This window comes from Pseudoalteromonas sp. A22, from assembly GCF_018141345.1.
GTDB classification, from domain to species: Bacteria; Pseudomonadota; Gammaproteobacteria; order Enterobacterales; family Alteromonadaceae; genus Pseudoalteromonas; species Pseudoalteromonas maricaloris.
The window spans coordinates 3,682,550-3,702,657 of record NZ_CP047238.1; the positions used below are offsets into that span (position 1 = coordinate 3,682,550).

Consider the following 20,108-nt stretch of genomic DNA (forward strand, 5'->3'; position numbering starts at 1 on the left):
CTTTCAGAATTCTGTCAAACAAAGCAGCATCACCTGCTGCTCTTAATTTACTACTTATCGCTCTCGAACAAGTCGAAAACCTATATAATTCGCTCTAAAATCTGGCGCTAACGCTAAGCGAGTTGACACTCGAGCCAAACTCGGCGCGAAGTTCCATGCACCGCCACGCACTGTAACATCGCTCTGAGAAGCACGCTTTTGCGTCCACTCCCAGACGTTTCCTACAGTATCATATAAGCCATAGCTATTCGGTGAAAATTGGGCAACTGGTGAAGGACTTTTATTAGACCACTCACTGCCACACCAACCACAATTAGCTAGGTTTCTTCCGATTTCATTACCCCATGGGTACTCAGATGCAGTGCCTGCACGCGCCGCATATTCCCATTCAACTTCATTGGGTAATCTAAATTGTTGTCCTTTTTCGCCAGATAACCAGTTGGCATACGCTTTGGCATCATCATAAGCAACACACACAACGGGAAAATTATCTGATTGCTCGTAACCGGGGTTTTCCCAATTATATTCAAGCTCCCAAACCGGTTCGCCATTTTTATAGTACGCGCAGCCTTTACCTTGTTCGGCTAAGGTTTTATATCCAGTGCTTTGTGCAAAACGGCGAAAAGCCGCCACTGTAACCTCAGTGCTCTGCATGGCATATGAATGACTCAACACTTTTTCAACAATGGGACGCTCATTTGGTAAGCCATTACCCGTCAGGTCGCCCATTTTAAAAGTGCCTGCAGGGATAATAGCTAGCTCATTTTCGGTGGTTGCTACGGCGACCACTTGTGCTTGTTGCGCTTCAGGCTCAGGCTTTTTCGTTACAACAGACGTTACCGATTGGCGTTTCTTCACCAATTTCGCATTAATAGTTTGTGCCGCTCGTAGGTTAATGCGCGCTTTATAAGGTTCATAACCTAATTTTCGGATCTCAACATCATAAAATCCGGCAGGAATTGCTACTGTCGTTTTTGTCGCGCCGTAGCTGACTCCATTAATAAATACTTCGTCGTCGTAAACATTTGATCTTAAAGTTAACTCGACTGTTTTATCAGCCGTTTGTGACTTTTTTACAAGAGGGGTCTCCACGACTGGCTGCTTTGTAATAGTCGCAACTTCAACCGGATCACTTTGCTCGTCCGAAAAAGTCAGTTGATTATCACTGTAGACTGTCGAGTAGTTCGACTGGTAATTTACGGCAAGCGGAGTGCCATACTCAGCACAATAACGATTGTCTAAGCTCAGCAGGTTACATAAGCGGCTGCTATTTACATCACCACGCATCGTCACGCTGAGATTAACGTTGTAGTTGCCTTGTCCACTAAATCCACTATTTACAACATGGCTGCTCACCACTTGAACCTGCGCGCCAGCCATATTGCGTTTTGGCTCGACAACACGGCTCTCGGTTAGGTTAGCAAAAATCTGATCAATAAAGCGCTTAGTTGCTTTTTGAAGCCCCATTTGCTGACCACGCTGTTCGCAAGCCGCCAAGGTTTCTGTGCGCTTACAGTTAATCGTGTGGTCTACCTCTAGCGTACCTTCACGAGTAAACTCATTACGTAGTCGCTCTACTCGCGCTGTGCCAAGCTGATCTTTTAAGTTTTCAAGCGTATTTACTAAGGTGTGCTTAGTTACACGGACCTGCTCAATATCTTTACGCTGTGATGCAATCGCCGCAATCTGCATCGCAATGTCTTCTTTATTCTGCTTGTGATCTGCCACTGCTTGCTGATAACGCGTTTGCGCAGAAGAAATATCAATGGAAGGATCATCAATTAGCCGACGATACAACTCATTCATTGCATCTAAGGCCTGATTTTTTTCTTTGTCTAACTCACCTGAACGTTTTCTCAATAACTCAAGTTGAGACTGCAGACGCGTTTCCTCAGCTAGGTGTTTTTCTAAAACGACCGAGTATCTGTCTAATTCGCTTTGCTTATTAGACAATTCAGACTCGATGGCAGTGACCGTCGCAGTATCTTGCGCCATAGCGCTTTGAGCAACAGTACCCATGGCCAGGATCGAGGCCGAGACAATAAAAGTTAAAGGAGCAATTCGCATATGTTCCATTCCCAACAGCGGCAATTGTTTGGTCTTGTTATTTCTTATAGTTAGGGCTCTATGCTATGTACTTACAAAGTAAAACACAAGCTTTGCACAATTAATATCTGAGTTTACAACTATTAACCAGCGTCTTGCCAGTTTTTAGCTGAGATTTTGTCTATTTTTCTCTAACATCGCGATGTGTTACTAATTCGAGTCCAAAATAGAAGATAGGTAATCAAGGATGTATGATAACCTCTGGAGTGAAACGCTCGGGTTATTTATTATAGTGTGCAAAATATCAGACTGATTTCATCATGCAAACCATCACCAATATCGCCGAGTCACCAATCCAAACTATCCACCACCCGACATTGGATAAATACGGTTTAACGTTGCAGGTTAAGCGTGATGATTTGCTCCATCCTGTGATCCAAGGAAACAAATGGCGTAAGCTAAAATACAACATACTCCACCTAAAGCAAGCTGGCCTTGAAGAGTTAGTCACTTTTGGCGGGGCGTTTTCCAATCACTTATATGCTACTAGCATGGCGTGCAAACTTTTCGCAATCAAAGGTCACTTAATTGTTAGAGGCCCAGAGATTGACCGGCACAACCCAACGCTAAAAATGGCAAGCGCTTGCGGGCTAACACTTCATCCAGTGAGTCGAGTCGAATATCGACAAAGAAATCAACCTGAATACATTCAAACTCTGCAAGCCAAGTTTATTAATGCTTATCTCATACCAGAAGGCGGCACTAATGCACTTGCACTGCAAGGCGTTGAAGAGCTAGCGCATTCCTTGCCTCAAAGTGATTATGTCATGACTGCAGTGGGTAGTGGCGGCACAGTGGCAGGACTAATCTCGGGATTGCCTAACCACACGCAGGTTTTAGGTGTTACGGTACTAAAAGGTGCTGAATACCTAGCACAGGAAATACATGAATTAATCACAATTCAGCGCCGTGCGCCATGGCAGCTACTCCATGATTTTCACCACGGAGGTTACGCCAATACTACACCTGAATTGCTGAGTTTTTGTCATGAAATGAAGGTAAAATATCGTTTGCCTCTTGAGCCTATTTACACTGGTAAACTGTTTTACGCCATTTTCACTTTGGCTCAACAAGGATACTTCAAAAGAGGCAGTGTGATCACCGCAATCCATACCGGCGGCTTACAAGGATTAGATGGTTTGAGATATCTGGCAAATAAAAAGTAGACCTAATCAGCTCATGCGGTTAGCGTTTTAGTGAATATCAGCGAGCTGTTGTAACGGTGCGGAGAAATAATGACCTTGGGCCCCTTTCACTCCAAGCCCTTTGATGCAACTCAGTTCAGCAACGGTTTCAATCCCCACTGCATACACGGGAATACCCAAGCTTCTTGCTTGAGCGACTATTTGCTTTACTGTGCGTTTACGATACGCAGACTTTTCAATGCCGTGTACCAGCTCATAGCTAAGCTTGACAGCTTTTACCAACTCGGCAAGCGGTGAGCGCCCTAGCGTCAGAGCCTGCGTAACATTATCCAAATAAATATCGCACCCAAGTCGGTTCAACCTATCAAAAGCTGCTAGCAATCGCTCTCCATGTTGATAGACCTCTTCTATGCTAAGTTCAAACCCAATTGCCGCACCACTATGAGACGCAATGAGCTGCCCCTCTAGCCAATCAATAAACTGGCTATCCACCCAACTCGAAATATGTAAGTTAATACTTACCTTTCCAAAATTCCTTTCCTGCTCATAAACAGACAACACCTGTTTAACTATCGCTCTATCCAGAAACTGAAATTGCTCTGGGGTATAGAGGTGTTGCATCACCTGCTTGGCCGAAATTCGCCCCATTTCTTTGTGAGTCACTCTTAGTAGCGCTTCGCTTACAATTACGTCTTCGGCTAAAAAGTCGAACAACGGCTGGAAGAATAAGGAAAACTGTCCGGCTTTCAGATAACTCAGCAAAGCCTCACCATCTTCGTTAAGGCGTTTTGCCAATAACTCTGTGAGATGAACTAAATGAGTATGTTGCCACACTTGATTTTGCGCGATCGAAAGCGCTGATTTTGCGCTCTGATAAACCTGTGTCTGTTGTTTATTTTCCTGATAAAAACAAGCGCCAAGTTTCACTTTGCTGCGAGATAAATCCCCCCGAAACTCTAACAGCACTCGATAAACGATTTCGTGCATTTGCTTTACCAAATCCATACCTTTAGTCGCCCCAATCTGCTTTACTGTCACGGCTAATGCCCCAGAAGCTAGATATTTAACTGCCACCGTCCCAAACTCTCCAACGCCTTTAACCAGCGCAAGCTGAAAATGTAACTGCAGATCAACTTCTTTAGGCGTACTGCACTGCCAATGGATTAACGCAAATAGTGCGTACTGCCCTTCAGGAGCGGGGGCTGGTAAAGCCACAGGCTTTTGCGCATGTGAGGTAGACTCAGCCTTACCGTATAAAAACCACCACCGGTGTACGAATAACACCAGCCCAATTGACAACAAATTGAAAAATATCAATATATATCCATGACTTATCCATATAGATTCATGGTACAAGGTAACGGTTTGATCATCGGCAACAAATTGATGTTCTTCTGCATTCGCAATAGGTAACGACGAAAAACCATACTTCGTAGCTATTTCACTTACTCCCATAGCAAAAGCTTCAGCTGATAGCTGCGAAATTTCAGCCGCGGCTTCTTCTCCTTGTGTGTGAACTTGAAGGTGCAATAAATGATTAAGAAGGAAATTTAGACACAACAACACCGCCAAACTTACCGCGACTAGCTTTTTTTGATACTGACGACTAAATCCATCTAACAGCTGAATTGGCATAATGTTTTTATTGGGTGGAAAGATAACTGAAGTGTTGTTCAAAATAGTGCAAAACTCAAGCGAGATGCGGCTTTTAATTGTACAGAAAGGATAAGCAACTGAGCCAAAACTAGAAATGCGTTAAGTTTATTAATCGTACAAGATGGTAAGCTCTATCTAAGCTTACTTGTCACCATTTTCTTAGAGATATTTATACCAGTAAAAAACAAAAACCCCAGCATGATGCTAGGGTTTTCGTAGATGCTACACCAGAAATTAGAACGGAATATCATCATCAAAGTCAATTGGTGGCTCCATAGGATTTGAGCTACCACCTGATTGACCATTGTTTTGGTTCTGTTGTGGTGCAAAACCACCTTGAGACTGGCCACCGAATCCAGAAGACTGCTGAGAATTCTGTTGCGATTGCTGTGGTGCGAATCCACCTTGCTGTTGGTTTGACTGGCTTTGCTGTGGCTGCGAATATTGCTGCTGAGGCGCTTGATTATAGCTTTGCTGGCCATAATTATTTTGCTGCTGTTGACCACCTTGGTACTGGCCGCCACCTTGACCCTGCTGCTCGCCACGGCCACCTAGCATTTGCATTTGGCCACCCATGTCCACCACGATTTCCGTTGTGTACTTTTCTTGGCCGCTTTGATCTGTCCACTTACGAGTCTGTAGACGACCTTCAATGTAAACCTGCGAGCCTTTTCTTAAATACTCACCCGCAACTTCCGCAAGTTTGCCAAACAACACCACACGGTGCCATTCTGTACGCTCTTGCAATTGACCGGTGTTTTTATCTTTCCAGCTATCCGTAGTTGCAATGCTGATGTTAGCCACGCCGTTACCGTTTGGCATATAGCGAACTTCAGGATCTTGGCCCAGATTACCTACCAAAATTACTTTATTAACACCACGTGCCATGGCATTGTCTCCTCACACTATGACAAGCCCAGCACTTGCTTGGCTTGCTTCAAATCAAAAATTTTATCATCTACTTTTAGGTAGCTACGATTCTCATCTCTCACTACCGTGGCCTCAAGTACCCCAGGTAATGAAACCAATTGGTCTGCCAATTCCGTCGCTTGTTGCTCATTTTCTACAGCAGAAACTAAGCTGATCGCTTTGCTCTTAGGTGGCACTTGCATGCCCCATGCGATAACAAACCATATTACCCCAATAATGGCCGTTGCGGCAAATATCGTATCGACCGCAAAATTTTGTGCCAAGATACCACCCAAAGCTCCACCTATAAATGCGCCAAGAAACTGGCCAGATGAAAATACTCCCATCGCCGATCCCTTTTGGTTGGCTGGAGCTATGCGAGAAACCAACGCAGGCATAGTTGCTTCGAGAAAATTAAAGGCAATAAAATAGACCAGCATTGCACCTGCGATCACCCAAAGTGAATCTACAAAGCAATACAAAGTAACCGAGCTTACTACTAGCATTGCAATAGACAACAAGAATGTCTGCTTTTCTTTTTGTTTGCGGATCGCCACTATCATCATCGGTGCCATCAAAATGAAGGCGAGTAAAAATACCGGAATGTAGAGTTGCCAATGCCTATCTGCTGCAAGGCCGTCACGGATCAACTGACCTGGCAAGGCTACAAAAATTGTAGTCAGCGTCAAATGCAATAGCAATACCCCAAGATCAAGCCTCAGTAACTGTGGGTTTTGCACCAAGCGACGAGTATCTGCAAAGCTTGCAATTGTGTCGCCTTTTGGGGCTTTATTTACCGCATTTGGCACCATAAAGGTAATGATAGCGATACCTACAATTGCCAATACCGCCGTCAGCCAGAAGATCCCTGCGATACCAAAAGACGCTGCAATCATTGGTCCTAATAACATGGCTACAGCAAAGCTCATACCAATGCACATGCCGATGACCGCCATAACCTTGGGACGCTGCTCGTCACGGCTCAAATCCGCAGCAAGCGCAAGTAAAGCACTTGCAATCGCGCCCATCCCCTGCAGGGCTCTACCAAATGTCACCCAATAGATTGAATCCGCTAATGCCGCGATAACGGATCCTAATGCAAATACCAACAACCCACCAATGATGATTGGCTTGCGGCCGAACTTATCAGACAACCAACCCATGGGTATCTGGAGTACAGCTTGAGTCAAACCATAAGCACCAATAGCCAAACCAATCCACAGTGGCGAGACATCCTGTAAAGACTGGCCGTAAACAGCTAACACAGGCATCAGCATGAACAAACCAAGCATGCGGAAAGCGAAAACGCCAGCAAGAGAAATCGCGGCGCGCTTTTCAGTTGGATTTAAAGAGTCATTAGACATAAGGCGGTATTCATCACTATCGAAAATCACGCGCAAGTTTAACAAACTCTTTTCTTAACTTACACTAGCGCGAACGGATCTTTGCAATGCGATTGTTACCATCGTGAATTTGAGTGGCTTACTTCGAGAGAGAAAAGCGCTAGTTGACGCCGTACTTGGCCGTGATCTGATCTAATTTTCCGCTACGTTTAACCCGTTCAAATGCTTGACTCAAACGCTGCAAACGCTCGCTCGAGGTGCGTGCCTTGCTAAAGGCAAAATATACTGGGTTTTCGTTAATAACCAACGGGCTAATCGCAAACTTTTCAAAATCAGGGTTATTTTTACTTTGATACAGGATGTTGAATTTTTCTTCTAAAAACCCTGCGATCCGTCCTTTTTTGAGCAAATTCAATTTTACCTGATTGTCGGGTACATAAATAAATTGTGTTTCACTGTCGGTACGACGCGCAAGGCGAGCTGTAAACGCCTCACCGTAATAAGCATTACGCTGAATAGCGATGGGCTTTGACAGATGAAATAACGACTCAAGTGAGTCAAGCTGATGAGGCTCCCCTGAGTTCATAGCAAAAACAATGGTTTCCATGCGTTGGGGACCAATAAAATACGCAAATTGTTCACGTACTGGTGTTTTTGTGACGCTCAAAATAAGATCGATATCACCCTCCTCTAAAAGCTTCAGCGCCCGACCCCAAGGAATACTCACGAAACGATAGCTACACCCAGCTTCATCTAACAAGGCTTTAGCGAAATCAACGTCCATACCGTGCCAAACAAGGTCGTCATTTAACTTAGACTGCGCCGCATAATTCTCAAACCGCACCACCAGCTCACAGGCGAAGACATTTTGGCAAAGCAGCGCCAAAAGCAATAAAAGTCGATACAAAATCAATATCCCAAGTTGATCGGTTTAATAAGTTTAGTTCGTTTAGCAGAGATAACTTAATTTTGTATTCGGGATGCGGTAATCTGTTCACTTCACATCATGCTTTGACTGATCCAGGTTTCAATTTAGTGGATTAGTATCGCGTACTCAGTACAGCGCACGAAAAAACACAAGGGTCGTATGGATAAAATAGAAGTTAGGGGTGCCCGCACCCACAATTTAAAAGACATTTCACTCACTATTCCAAGAGACAAGTTGATAGTGATCACGGGTCTTTCTGGCTCAGGGAAGTCGTCTTTAGCATTTGACACCTTATACGCAGAAGGCCAGCGTCGTTATGTTGAGTCTTTGTCTGCGTACGCGAGGCAGTTTTTATCGCTGATGGAAAAACCAGATGTGGATCACATTGAGGGCTTGTCTCCCGCGATTTCCATTGAGCAGAAGTCGACTTCTCACAACCCTCGCTCAACCGTGGGAACCATTACCGAAATATACGACTATTTAAGGTTACTCTTTGCTCGAGTGGGTGAACCGAGATGCCCTACGCATGATTTACCGTTAGCCGCACAAACTATCAGCCAAATGGTTGATACTGTATTGGCACTCCCAGAGGGTAGCAAACTCATGCTACTTGCACCGGTGGTGAAAAACCGTAAAGGTGAGCACGTAAAACTGTTAGAAGAGCTTGCGAGCCAAGGTTTTATTCGTGCGCGTATTGATGGCGAGGTATGCGATCTCTCAGATCCACCCACGCTAGAGTTACAGAAAAAACATACCATAGAAGTCGTGGTGGATCGTTTCAAAGTCAAAGCAGGGCTTGAGCAGCGGTTAGCCGAATCTTTTGAAACCGCGCTTGATTTGGCTGATGGCATTGCGCAAATCGCCTATATGGATGATAGCGAGGCAGACGAACTGATCTTCTCAGCCAACTTTGCCTGTCCAACTTGTGGCTATGCCATGAGCGAACTTGAACCACGATTGTTTTCTTTCAATAACCCCGCAGGTGCGTGCCAAAGCTGTGATGGTTTGGGGGTAAAGCAGTATTTTGATCCCAAACGTGTGGTGCAAAACCCAGAACTAAGCTTGTCTGGCGGTGCAATCAAAGGGTGGGATAAACGCAGTTTTTACTATTTTCAGATGTTAAGCTCGGTTGCTGAGCAATATGGATTTGACTTAGAAACGCCATTTCAGGATCTGCCGAGTAAGTTTCAAAAAGTGGTATTAGAAGGCTCAGGCAAAACTAAAATCGCGTTTAAGTATCGTAATGACAGAGGCGATCTTATCACTCGCAATCACGAGTTCGAAGGCGTGTTAAACAATATGAATCGCCGTTATCGGGAAACGGAGTCAAGTTCAGTAAGAGAAGAGCTCGCCAAATATCAAACCAGCCAAGCGTGTCCAAGTTGCCATGGCTCACGCCTGCGCGAGGAAGCTCGCCATGTGTTTATCGGCTCGACCAACCTGCCAACCGTAACAACGATGAGTATCGGCGAAGCCAGTCAATTTTTTATCGACTTAGCACTCACAGGCCAAAAAGCACAAATTGCGGACAAAATACTCAAAGAGATCCGCGACCGTTTATCTTTCTTGATCAATGTAGGCCTAAACTACCTCTCTTTGGAGCGTAGTGCTGATACTTTATCTGGCGGTGAAGCTCAGCGGATCCGTCTTGCAAGCCAAATTGGCGCCGGCCTCGTGGGGGTAATGTACGTACTGGATGAGCCTTCAATTGGTCTACATCAGCGCGATAACGACCGTTTACTTAAAACACTCACGCACCTAAGAGATCTTGGCAACACCGTGATTGTGGTAGAGCACGACGAAGATGCCATTCGTGCAGCCGATCACATCATCGATATCGGTCCAGGCGCAGGCGTACACGGCGGCTATGTCGTCGCTGAGGGAACTCGCGATGAGATAATGCAAAGTAAAGACTCATTAACGGGTCAATATCTCAGTGGCGAGAAATGCATTGAAGTTCCAGCGCAACGTCATCAATGTGATGACAAGTGGCTTGAACTTAAAGGTGCAACGGGCAACAACCTAAAAAGTGTCGACTTAAAAGTGCCTGTTGGTCTCATGACCTGCGTAACTGGAGTATCTGGTTCGGGTAAATCTACCCTCATTAATGACACCCTATTCAAGCTTGCCCATCAGGAATTAAACGGTGCAACAACGCAAGAAGCTGCACCATATGAATCAGTTCATGGGCTAGATCACTTTGATAAAGTTATCGATATTGATCAAAGTCCTATCGGTCGCACACCACGTTCAAACCCAGCAACTTATACCGGGATCTTTACTGCTATCCGTGAACTATTTGCGGGGACACAAGAGTCGCGTTCACGCGGTTATAAGGTTGGCCGCTTTAGTTTTAATGTTAAAGGCGGTCGCTGTGAGGCCTGTCAAGGCGATGGGGTTATCAAGGTTGAGATGCACTTCCTACCGGATGTCTATGTTCCTTGCGATGTCTGTACTGGTAAGCGCTATAACCGTGAAACACTGGAAGTGCTGTATAAAGGTAAAAATATCCACGAAGTGTTGGAAATGACCGTTGAGGACGCTCGAGAATTTTTTGATAAAATTCCCGCAATCAATCGCAAACTACAAACCTTAATGGACGTTGGCCTCTCCTACATTCGCTTGGGGCAAGCCGCCACGACCTTGTCCGGTGGTGAAGCGCAGCGTGTTAAGCTCGCTCGTGAACTATCAAAACGAGATACCGGTAAAACACTCTACATTCTCGATGAGCCAACCACAGGTCTACACTTCCATGATATTCAGCAGCTACTCGCGGTATTACACCGTCTACGCGATCATGGTAATACGGTGCTGGTTATCGAGCATAATCTAGATGTCATCAAAACCGCGGACTGGATTGTAGACTTAGGTCCAGAGGGAGGAGCAGGAGGTGGTCAAATACTCGTCTCAGGTACGCCTGAAACGGTGGCTGACTTTGCGGCTTCGCATACGGGTAAGTACCTTAAGCCCTTATTGTCTTAATTTCTAAAAGTCTCTATTATTGGTGCATAATAATTACAAATTCATTTATTATGCACCAACTTCTCGCGCCAAAAAACTTAACCGCATACCTAGCAAGGTTGCGCTTTTCCATCGGCCAATTTTGGCAAAGCCTAACGCTGGCTCAACGCTATTATTTGGTCAGTTTTATCATTTTTATGTTCAGCTTGAGTGAAACTGAAGATAATAACTTCACTGCTTTTTTGATCTTAATAACCACAGTAACGGCGCTATGTTATGAATTCTGGCCAAGGATCATGACCTTTTGGGAAAGTGTGCCTGGTAAAGCACTAATACTGTTATTTTATGCCTTTATCGCCAACTTTGTGTTAGTGCAAGCTGATGGCCGTATCAATGATTTAACTGGGGTCAACACAGATAATTTCCCTTACACACATAATTTGAGTGTGTTGCTGTCGTTACCTACTTGGTTTTTTATTACCAGTACCTTCTTGTTAATTCTCGCGCAACTCTTTATGACCTGCTATGTCGTTGTGCTTTTCCTACTTAAACCATTACGAATAAAGCCTTTTTGGCATCAGAATCACTATCGTTATCCGGCAACAACAGCAATCATCAGGTTGATCATGTGTTTTGTTTTATTGGCTTTTTTGGTGCTTGGCATTGCTAAATCAGGTGCTTCAACCGCATTTACTGAGTTTTCTTCTGATTTCAAAATAGATGAGGACGGAATTTCTTTCCAAGCCAACGCGAAAGAATCGCGCTCTGCAGACTCCACAGAAGAAAACGAAGGAGCATCGGAAACTCAGCCACAAGTGGCCGACATGAGTGGCGATACTCCACAACAAGATGAAGCAAAGTCCACAGCAGATGAGCCGGAGTCGTTAACGGTATCTATTAATAACGATCCCAACCCCGATTTGCACGAGCAAGGCAAAAACTATAACGATGTGCTTAACCAAATACTGGCTTACTTTATCTTTCGCTTTGAGTCTGACGGAAACTCACGTTGTGAACATAGCGAAGGCAGTAATATTGTTGAATTAAACGATTATGAGATCTTAGAGATCATGCCGGATAACGCCGCAGAATACGGCTACACCTATACAGTAAAGCCTTGTATTTCAGCGGCAATTGGTCATCAGTTTAAGCCGCAGCAACCATAAAGGTGCCTAGCGCATCGCGCTCTTGCTGACTCAGCGGTTGAGATTGCTTAACCGCAAAGTCATATCGCACCATAATGGTTTTACCTTCAGCACAGCATTCTCCATGCTGCCAAGCCTGCTGCAAAATGACAAATGAGCTGTTGCCGATATGTTCAACAGCCGTTTTTATTTCGACCTCTTGACCATAAAATAGCTCCCCTTTAAAAGTGACTTCGACTTTAGCAACAATCAATTTCCACTCTTTTGGATTTAAATCTGGTGTAAATATTTTGAAAATAGGTGTGCGCGCGGCTTCAAACCATACAGGGAGTACGGTATTGTTGATATGTCCAAGCACATCTGTGTCGCAAAAACGCGGCATAAGCTTTTCAGACAGCATAATAACTCCAATAAAAACTAGGGAAAAACATGAGTGATTTTATTCGCGTTTACGATAACGCACTCAGTTCAGACTTTTGCGATGAATTCGTAAAGACCTTCGATCAAAGCCCACATTTAAAACAGGGGACTACATCTGGTGGTGTCGACTTGAGTAAAAAAGTCAGTCACGACCTTTATCTAAATTCCTATCCTGACTATGCCAAACAGTTACAACACATTCAACAGGTTACGGCAAAGCACTTATTTGAATATCTTGAAGAACATTTCTTTATGATCATCGGTGCATTTGGGCTTAAAGTGTATCACCCCAAAACTGGTGAGCCTGTCGACCTCACTGTGGATAACTTTGAAGAAGTCGGCAAGCCACAACTCCCGGTCCTTGCTCAGCAGCTATTTCGTTTAGGTGCTATCCAAGCCCAGCGCTATCAAATAAATAAAGGCGGCTACCCCTACTGGCACAGCGAAGTCTACCCTCAACATGACCATAATGAAGCCTTACACCGAGTGCTGTTATTTATGTTCTACCTTAATGATGTCGAGGAAGGTGGCGAGACCGAGTTTTATTATCAGCAGCGTAAAATTGCCCCAGTAAAAGGTTCTATGGTGATAGCACCAGGGTATTTTACACATACACATAGAGGCAATATTCCGGTTTCTAATGATAAGTATATACTCACTTCGTGGGTGTTATTTAATAGAGCAGAGCAACTCTATGGTACGCCCAAATAAGCTATCTCTATACTTCAGGGGCTGTTGAACTCAAGCATGCAAGATCAGCAGACCCCACAGAACTTATTTAGCTTTGGTAAATTCGGCCCACTCTACCAGCATGGGTAAAAAATCTTCATAGCCACACACCGCCATCATACCCGATTCATCTAAAGCCAGCGCGTCTTCTTGATATTGTGCTATGTCATCACTTTCATGAAACAGAGCGTGGCTTTCAAATAATGCTTCTTGCGGCGTGAACGTGGCGCGGATCTCTTTTCCAGCCAACACAAGCTCTTCTTTTTGATTTGGCAGGTTTTCAAGCTGTGTCAGCAGGCTGACAATACACTCATGTGCAAGCTCTTCGCTCAGCCACCGACCTATCAACGCATGCTCGTCATTTAAGCGAGCTCGAAACCCAGAAAGTGGGTCACGAATAAACTGGTATTCCATCTTTACTTCTTAACTAAATCACCTTCTTTTATTATACCTAAGTGGCGTCCGCTAAGCATTCATTGATAGAATTACCTTTTAACCACTCGATTATTGGTCAACGCATGTCGCCTGTTGAGATCTTATTTCCTCTCATCTTTATCGTTATTGCTGGGTTTTTGAGTGCAAAGATAAGCTTTATTGCCATCAATCAGCTTGATGGCTTGCGTACTTTTATCTTTAATTTATGTATTCCTGTGCTGTTATTTAGCAGTATGGTGCAAGCAGATCTGGAAAGCCTTGCGACGGGTCCCTTGTTATTATCCTTTTATCTCCCAGTCGCTCTGACTTATGCAGGCTTATACCTATTTCTCTTTAAAGCGCAACATCGCTCAAAAGCAGACAGTGCAGCATTAGCATTAAGTGGCACCTACTCTAATACCGTGTTAGTCGGATTACCGATTATCCTAATGGCACTCGGTGAGCAAGCCGCTGCCATGGTATTTATGATTATTACATTCCACAGTGCGATGCTGTTTTTTATGACTTTTTTACTGGCAGCAAGACACAAAAATAAGGTAGATATTGTCAAACCCCTGCTGTTAAACCCAATAGTGATAAGTATTACGAGTGGTTTGATATTAAACGTTGTTGGGTTAAAGCTACCAAGCTTAATACTTGAAAGCTTTAGCTGGTTGGCAAAACCTGCCATTCCAGGGGCGCTATTTATTCTGGGTGCGAGCTTGGTACAGTACGGCGTGCGAGGAAAGTTACACGGTGCAATATGGCTAAGTGCAGTAAAACTGACGCTACTACCAGGATTGGTTTATCTCTTTGCCACTTATTTAGGATTGGCAACTCAGCAAGTTCAGGTGGTGACTTTAATGAGTGCCTCTCCTTTAGGAGTCAATGCTTATCTTGTTGCTAGACAGCTCGACAGCCAACAAGCAACGCTTGCGGCTACCGTTGTGCTGTCTACTGTGCTGAGTATGGTCAGCCTGACTGGGTGGTTATACTTTTTGGTATAACCGTTAATACCTAGGCGGCGTATACTTAGCAGCATCAATAATAGCCCACAAATGGAAAACGGCTGCAATCACAGGTGGAACCAATAAAAACCACAGTGCATACCCACCTACAACAACAATTGCGAAGATTAAAGCCGCCAATATACGACCTTGAACCAACTGACCAAGGCCAGGGAAAAAGACGTTACAAATCGCTGCAATTACATTACCACCAGAACCTTGTCCAGACATAGTTACCTCTCTTAGTTACTTAAAGTCTTTCTTTTTAATATATCAGATTTCATGCCAACCCTAATACTTTGATTTTAAAGGAAACCAATGAAACTCATTATTTTCTGTTCACTATAAGTTAGCCTAAACCACTAACTTTTAGCTTAAAGTTTAGCTATATTATGATGCGTAATTCAATCACTTTGATTTGCATAAAATAATAATGAAAACAGGATGTCTTATGCTTGGCAAGTTTACTACCCCGCTAACAAAATTAGTCGACAAGTATCTACCCGATCCATTTGTGATTGTGCTTTTACTCACTTTTTTGGTGATGGTACTCGCTACATTGTTTACTCCAGCAACACCTGTCATGGTGCTTGAGGCATGGGGTAATGGCTTTTGGAAGCTGCTTACTTTTGCGATGCAAATGTTGTTAGTTTTATTATGTGGTCACATGCTTGCTGTTACCCCTCCAATAGCGAAAGCGCTAGACCGTATCGCAGGCCTAGCTAAAACTCCTTCTCAAGCAATTATACTCACCACCTGTGTTGCGATGAGCGCCAGCTGGATAAATTGGGGGTTTGGCTTAGTAGTCGGAGCTTTGTTCGCAAAGGCCATCGCTCGAAAAGTGAAAGTTGATTATCGCCTGTTAGTGGCAAGTGCTTACTCTGGTTTTGTTGTTTGGCACGCAGGCCTATCAGGCTCAGTCCCCCTGACTATCGCAACTCCGGGGCACTTTAGTGAAAAGAACATAGGTATTATTACCACTTCAGAGACAATCTTTGCACCATTTAACCTACTCATCGTACTTAGTATTTTTATCGTTTTACCACTTATAAATAAACTAATGCTTCCCAAAGATGATGACGCAGTTATTGTTGATAAAGAAAAGCTCATTGAACAAAGTAATGATATCAGTACCCGCAATACTCCGGCTGCAAAATTAGAAAATGCCTCATGGCTTGGTATGTTAGGAGGAGCAATCGGTCTTAGCTACTTGGGCTTTTACTTTATATTTAATGCAGGCACATTGACATTGAATATCGTCATAGCCCTGTTTTTGTTCTTAGCCATGCTGCTACACAAAACCCCTGCAAATATTCTCAATAGCCTACAACAAGCAATTCAAGGTGGTGCCGGTATCGTGATCCAGTTTCCTTTTTATGCTGGGATCATGGCTATGATGGTTGAAACAGGACTAGCACAACAAATATCTCAAGGATTTGTTTCTATTAGCAGTCAATGGACATTACCGCTGTGGAGCTTTTTAAGTGCAGGCCTTGTAAATATATTCGTGCCTTCAGGCGGCGGTCAGTGGGCGGTACAAGCACCAATTATTATTCCCGCAGCAGAAACGCTTAATGCGGACATAGCCAGAGTCGCGATGGCAGTTGCATGGGGTGATGCTTGGACTAACCTGATCCAGCCATTTTGGGCACTCCCGGTACTTGCAATTGCAGGTCTTAAAGCCAAAGATATTATGGGATTTTGCCTAGTACAATTGCTGGTAACGGGTGTAATTATCGCAACTTTATTGTTGCTGCCTCTGTAAGAAGGTGCGTAACGCACCTTCTTACACAGATTAACTTGATAAAATTTTCATTGGTAAGCTTAGGATTGGATTCTCTGAATCAGCAAAATGCATCATTACCGCAACATGACCTGTAATAACAACTATATACATAATGGCGCTGACCACTTGCCCATATCGGTCAAGGGGTAATAAGTGACTGTAATTACGGCCACGCCACTCAATCAGGATTTCAAAACTACCAATCAATATGAATATCACCAATAGGATTAAGCCAAAGGTGTAACTTATCCAAAGGCCGAATAATACTCCTGCCATACACGCTAATAACCCCACCCAAGAGCGCATTGAAAAGCTTATACTTTTTAGAACATGCCCACCATCTAACGGCAAAATGGGTAGTAAATTGAATAAGTTCAACAGCGCACTTAATACTGCAACACCAGCAAAGATTTCCATCTCTGTCGCGTAATACAACACCACTCCAAGGATTGAGGTTATCAAACCAAAGGCCGGTCCCATCAACGAAATAACTACATCTTGCCAGCGGGTCGTGATCTTATCGTCACTTACAGCCAGGCCACCAACGAAAGGGATCAAATAGATGCCTTTTGTTTTAATTCCAAAATAGCGCATCGCGCGGACGTGGCCATATTCATGAACGACTAAGCAAGCCACAAGCATAAGCGCAAACTGCCAAGAAAATAGCCATGCGTACCCTGCCACGGATGCGCCAGCCAACGCAGCTTTGACCACCTTGGCACTTTTAAATAACTTTAAGCCCAATGCTGCCAAACCAAATAAGCTGCGTTTTTCTTTAGGTGTCTCGGTGCTCACTTCGAGCCACCGAAGCTCAGATCCATTTACTGCAATACCAAGTAACCCCTGAGGTAACTGCTCTGTATTTACCGCCAGTGCTTGTCCATCAATGGTCGCGAAAATGCCATTATGTTGCTCTTCAAAGGTAATCGCTTGTTGCTCGACAAAAAGCTGTACTACTTGTTGTTGGTTAAAAAAGATAGATACCGCTTTGTCCGCTAGCGAAAGCTCGACTCTATTCATATTCAGATCCAAAGGTCATTTAGGGCATTATCGCTAAAAGCGCCCGCTTCATAAAGTGCTGCCGAAATCTGAATTAGAAAAATGCAGGCAAAGTGTCATTATTGCGCTTCAAATTGAGTAAAAATCACCTTTTAAAGCGTTTTGAGATTTGAGCACTTTAAATTATTTGTACTAGACTTTAAGGAGGTAAGGTATACGAAGGAATTGTTAATGTCATTAGCAAAACATCGGATAATGGTAGTAGATGATTCACCCGCGATCCTCGTCGTAATGCAAGCTATTATGACTGAGCTTGGTATTGAGCATGTCACAACCTGCTCAAGTGCGGTGAATGCTGTAGAAAAAATACGGCAGACTCCTCATCAATTTGACGCCATTTTTACAGATCTCAATATGCCCGAAATGGATGGCATGGAGTTTATTCGCCAACTAGGAGAGCTAAGGTTCTCTGGCGGCATTATTATTATTTCCGAAATGGACGAAAAGATTATTGATCTAGCAACCAACCTTGCCAGACAGTCCAATGCACATCTTATCGGCAATATTTCCAAGCCCGTACAATTGGTTGATGTCGAGCGCATGCTCAAAAAAATGGAGACGTATACCACTGTTAAACGTAGCCGTATTGAAAAGGTGACCGAAAGCGATCTTTTGCACGCCATTAGTCACAATGAAATTACGCCTTACTATCAGCCAAAGGTTCACCGTGGTGACAAAAAGATAAAAAGTGTCGAAGTGCTTGCCCGTATTGTGTCTAAAAATACCGAGCAGGTCATTTTACCAGACCATTTCATTGGCGTGGCCGAAGATACCGATCTAATCAACATCATTACTTTCCAGCTTTTTGAAAAGGCAACGGACGAGTTTAAAGCAATCAAATCTGAACTCAATTATCCGATTAAACTGGCTTTTAATTTATCACCTGTGCAATTAAATGATTTAAGCTGTCCAGATAAATTGGCACTGATTCTAGAAATAAACCGTTTAAAGCCTAGTGATATCATTTTAGAAATTACCGAAAACCAACCGATGAATCAGTCTATTCAACTGGAAACAATGAACCGGTTACGGATCCGGGGGTTTGATATTTCGTTAGACGACTTTGGTACTGGATTTACCAATATTCAGCAATTAAAGTCTTTGCCGTTTACCGAGATCAAAATCGACCGCTCTTTAATAACCCATGTGGAATCCGATCGCTTTTCACAGGTACTTATCGACAGCTTAATCGACATCGCACAAAATCAACAGTTAGACATAGTAGCTGAAGGTATAGAGCGGATTGAAGAGCTACAATACCTTGACCGCTACAAGCATAGCCTGTTAATGCAGGGCTTTTTAATCAGTAAACCTAAACCACTAACAGACCTAGTCGGGTGGATACACTCTTGGCAGCGTATGATTAATTCGAACCCTTAACCTCTGGAGAGGCAGTTTCCTCTCCATCGCTTTGCGTTTCAGACGCTTCTTCAGCTTCGTCGCTGTCTTCAATCAAATTATCATGATTATCAACGCGCTCTCGCCACTTTTGCTTAGCAGCAGCTTGCATATTGGTAGTTTGCTCTCGCTCATCAACAATATCCATTCCCATTAATGATTCAAGCAAATCTTCTAATGTCACTATGCCTTGTACATCGCCATATTCGTCAATGACAAGCGCAATGTGTAGACGCTTTGCCAGTAACGCTTTGAATAGCTCTGGCGCAGCTAGCGTCTCTGGTACGGTATAAAGAGGGCGAGATAGCTTACCAATTTTATATTCTTCTCCAAGTCTATGATAAGCCAGCATAATGTCATTCTTGTGTACAAAGCCGATGATGTCATCTGTGTTTTTATCGAATACCAACACCCGAGAAAAGGCAACTGAACCATGCTCAGACAAATACTCGTGTACTGTCATATCTTTATGCACTTTAAATAGCACCGTTCTTGGTGTCATGATGCTTTCGAGTTTGGCGTGGCGAAAGCGCAACAAGCTGCGAATAGTTTCAGTTTCATCTTGGTGCAACGCGCCTGCTTCAGAGCCTATCTCCGCCATTGCTTCGATTTCTTGACGAATATAGTGAGCCTCATCTTCTTTACGACCTATCACTTTTGTAAGTTGGTCAGACATCCACACAAATGGCTTCAATATTCGAACTAGCCATACCAACACACTGGAAACGATAGGCGTTAATCCGCGCCAATAAGTCGCCCCTAAGGTCTTCGGAATGATTTCTGATAGCACCAAAACCAGTAGCGTCATCACCGCTGACGCAATACCGACAGCTGCATCTGAAAATACCACAGCAGCTTGCGCGCCAACCCCTGCAGCACCGGCGGTATGCGCAACGGTGTTTAACGTTAGAATGGCAGATAAAGGCTGATCAATATTATCTTTAAGGCGTTGAACTCGCGATGCTAGTGCATCATTGTCTTGCTTTAAGATCCCTATATGACTTGGCGTAATACTAAGTAGCACCGCTTCCATCACCGAACAGATAAAAGAGATAGCTATTGCCAAAAACATGTAGGTTAATAATAAAACCAAGTAAGTTCT

The 20,108-nt window shown here is 43.8% G+C and carries 17 protein-coding genes; 7 read left to right on the top strand and 10 right to left on the bottom strand.

The features are described from left to right. Positions 1-54: 54 nt before the first annotated feature. On the bottom strand, positions 55-2,067 hold the full coding sequence (locus GSF04_RS21520; protein WP_010376640.1) for a formylglycine-generating enzyme family protein: 2,013 nt from the start codon (positions 2,065-2,067) through the stop codon (positions 55-57). A 299-nt stretch (positions 2,068-2,366) separates the two neighbouring features. On the opposite strand from GSF04_RS21520, the gene GSF04_RS21525 reads away from it, so the two are divergent. Further along, on the top strand, positions 2,367-3,272 hold the full coding sequence (locus GSF04_RS21525) for a pyridoxal-phosphate dependent enzyme (protein ID WP_211858762.1): 906 nt from the start codon (positions 2,367-2,369) through the stop codon (positions 3,270-3,272). Positions 3,273-3,299: 27 nt separating this feature from the next. On the opposite strand, the gene GSF04_RS21530 is transcribed toward GSF04_RS21525, so the two are convergent. From GSF04_RS21530 to GSF04_RS21545, 4 genes are all read right to left on the bottom strand, one after another. Next, positions 3,300-4,886: an EAL domain-containing protein gene (locus GSF04_RS21530; protein ID WP_211858763.1), complete on the bottom strand. Its 1,587-nt coding sequence runs from the start codon at positions 4,884-4,886 to the stop codon at positions 3,300-3,302. A gap of 255 nt (positions 4,887-5,141) precedes the next feature. Further along, complete coding sequence (gene ssb, locus GSF04_RS21535; protein WP_010376633.1) at positions 5,142-5,795, bottom strand: single-stranded DNA-binding protein; 654 nt, start codon at positions 5,793-5,795, stop codon at positions 5,142-5,144. A gap of 17 nt (positions 5,796-5,812) precedes the next feature. After that, complete coding sequence (locus GSF04_RS21540) at positions 5,813-7,180, bottom strand: MFS transporter (RefSeq protein ID WP_211860103.1); 1,368 nt, start codon at positions 7,178-7,180, stop codon at positions 5,813-5,815. 139 nt (positions 7,181-7,319) lie between these two features. Beyond that, positions 7,320-8,066 carry a transporter substrate-binding domain-containing protein gene (locus tag GSF04_RS21545; protein ID WP_010376631.1) on the bottom strand — a complete coding sequence of 249 codons (747 nt, stop codon included), beginning with the start codon at positions 8,064-8,066 and terminating at the stop codon, positions 7,320-7,322. Positions 8,067-8,246: 180 nt separating this feature from the next. Here GSF04_RS21545 and uvrA point away from each other — a divergent pair, with 180 nt between their 5' ends. Together uvrA and GSF04_RS21555 are read left to right on the top strand one after the other, a co-directional pair. Further along, on the top strand, positions 8,247-11,069 hold the full coding sequence (gene uvrA, locus GSF04_RS21550; RefSeq protein ID WP_211858764.1) for an excinuclease ABC subunit UvrA: 2,823 nt from the start codon (positions 8,247-8,249) through the stop codon (positions 11,067-11,069). Positions 11,070-11,119: 50 nt separating this feature from the next. Then, complete coding sequence (locus tag GSF04_RS21555) at positions 11,120-12,214, top strand: hypothetical protein (RefSeq protein WP_211858765.1); 1,095 nt, start codon at positions 11,120-11,122, stop codon at positions 12,212-12,214. Here the strand turns inward: GSF04_RS21555 and GSF04_RS21560 are convergent. Continuing rightward, positions 12,195-12,593: a thioesterase family protein gene (locus GSF04_RS21560; RefSeq protein ID WP_010605953.1), complete on the bottom strand. Its 399-nt coding sequence runs from the start codon at positions 12,591-12,593 to the stop codon at positions 12,195-12,197. The genes GSF04_RS21555 and GSF04_RS21560 overlap by 20 nt on opposite strands. Positions 12,594-12,622: 29 nt before the next feature. On the opposite strand from GSF04_RS21560, the gene GSF04_RS21565 reads away from it, so the two are divergent. Continuing rightward, positions 12,623-13,324 (top strand): 2OG-Fe(II) oxygenase, encoded by a 702-nt coding sequence (locus GSF04_RS21565; RefSeq protein WP_088531994.1) that lies wholly within the window; start codon positions 12,623-12,625, stop codon positions 13,322-13,324. 63 nt (positions 13,325-13,387) lie between these two features. Here the strand turns inward: GSF04_RS21565 and GSF04_RS21570 are convergent, their stop codons facing one another. Beyond that, positions 13,388-13,756: a YacL family protein gene (locus GSF04_RS21570; RefSeq protein WP_211858766.1), complete on the bottom strand. Its 369-nt coding sequence runs from the start codon at positions 13,754-13,756 to the stop codon at positions 13,388-13,390. 62 nt (positions 13,757-13,818) lie between these two features. On the opposite strand from GSF04_RS21570, the gene GSF04_RS21575 reads away from it, so the two are divergent. Continuing rightward, the gene (locus GSF04_RS21575; protein WP_249122424.1) at positions 13,819-14,763 is read left to right on the top strand and encodes an AEC family transporter; all 945 of its coding nucleotides are present in this window, start codon (positions 13,819-13,821) and stop codon (positions 14,761-14,763) included. A gap of 3 nt (positions 14,764-14,766) precedes the next feature. Here GSF04_RS21575 and GSF04_RS21580 read toward each other — a convergent pair whose 3' ends face one another. After that, positions 14,767-14,994 (bottom strand): hypothetical protein, encoded by a 228-nt coding sequence (locus tag GSF04_RS21580; protein ID WP_010376621.1) that lies wholly within the window; start codon positions 14,992-14,994, stop codon positions 14,767-14,769. A gap of 220 nt (positions 14,995-15,214) precedes the next feature. Between GSF04_RS21580 and GSF04_RS21585 the strand changes: the two genes are divergently transcribed. Continuing rightward, the gene (locus tag GSF04_RS21585; protein ID WP_211858767.1) at positions 15,215-16,528 is read left to right on the top strand and encodes a TIGR00366 family protein; all 1,314 of its coding nucleotides are present in this window, start codon (positions 15,215-15,217) and stop codon (positions 16,526-16,528) included. 30 nt (positions 16,529-16,558) lie between these two features. Here the strand turns inward: GSF04_RS21585 and GSF04_RS21590 are convergent, their stop codons facing one another. Then, the gene (locus GSF04_RS21590; protein WP_102055963.1) at positions 16,559-17,569 is read right to left on the bottom strand and encodes a site-2 protease family protein; all 1,011 of its coding nucleotides are present in this window, start codon (positions 17,567-17,569) and stop codon (positions 16,559-16,561) included. A gap of 210 nt (positions 17,570-17,779) precedes the next feature. On the opposite strand from GSF04_RS21590, the gene GSF04_RS21595 reads away from it, so the two are divergent. Continuing rightward, positions 17,780-18,988, top strand: a complete 1,209-nt coding sequence (locus GSF04_RS21595) for an EAL domain-containing response regulator (RefSeq protein ID WP_045990536.1) — start codon at positions 17,780-17,782, stop codon at positions 18,986-18,988. Here GSF04_RS21595 and GSF04_RS21600 read toward each other — a convergent pair. Further along, positions 18,972-20,099 (bottom strand): hemolysin family protein, encoded by a 1,128-nt coding sequence (locus tag GSF04_RS21600; RefSeq protein ID WP_211858768.1) that lies wholly within the window; start codon positions 20,097-20,099, stop codon positions 18,972-18,974. The genes GSF04_RS21595 and GSF04_RS21600 overlap by 17 nt on opposite strands. Between the last annotated feature and the right edge of the window lie 9 nt (positions 20,100-20,108).